The 726-nt window shown below is 55.0% G+C and carries 1 protein-coding gene; it reads right to left on the bottom strand.

Annotation, left to right across the window (positions count from 1 at the left end; genetic code table 11):
• Nucleotides 1–219 precede the first annotated feature (219 nt).
• Nucleotides 220–726 (bottom strand): hypothetical protein (locus NW838_RS07720; protein WP_414427801.1); only part of this gene is annotated, 507 nt, incomplete at its 5' end.

Genomic DNA, 726 nt, shown 5'->3' with positions numbered 1-726 from the left:
CTTCAAACCACCGCCGCAAGAGCAGAATCGGGTTAAGGGGGGCGTTGTGCATGGCGCAGAGATCCTCCTGGGCAATCCGATCCACCCCCTTCATACCACGGGATCTCACCTAGGACATCTTGGGTTGAGCCGAAATCCCAAAAAGGGATCCCTTCTCATCTCAAAGCTAGGCACGGGGAGCACCCTTTTTGCTATCCCCAATGGGGGCAAAAGCGGAAACTAGGAGGCTGCTTGCCCCTTCAATCGTTGCAGGGATCGGAACAGGAGAACCACATAGACCCAGAAGATGGGCACAACGGCTGTGGCAGCGGCAGCCGCAACCATTCTCACCCCAAAGTCGCCAACATCAGCCACAACTATGACAAATCCAACTATCAATCCACCCGCAAAACCAAGAATCAAGCCCAGGACCAGAAGGGCCCAAAACACGCCCCACCAACGACCTTTGACGAGATTCCAACTGTAGCGCAGCCCTCCTGTAGTTCCTTGATTTTCTAGAGCAATGGCACAAGGTGTGAGGGCCAGCTTAACCCCTACATAAATGCCTGGAATGATCAGAAAGATGGAGGCAAGGGAAGAGAGGAGTGCTGCTAAGAGGGTGCCCAGAACTAGAGGCACTGCCTTCGAGACAGCTCGGTTGAGGCTGTTGCCCAGCAGGGGAGCTTGCCGCTTCAGGTGCTGATCCACCAGCCACAAGGCTGCTCCAACTAGGATCGGTGCAACAAT

Source organism: Synechococcus sp. R55.2, from assembly GCF_047462075.1.
In the GTDB taxonomy this organism is placed as follows: Bacteria; Cyanobacteriota; Cyanobacteriia; order Thermostichales; family Thermostichaceae; genus Thermostichus.
This window is presented reverse-complemented; position numbering and strand designations above follow the sequence as displayed.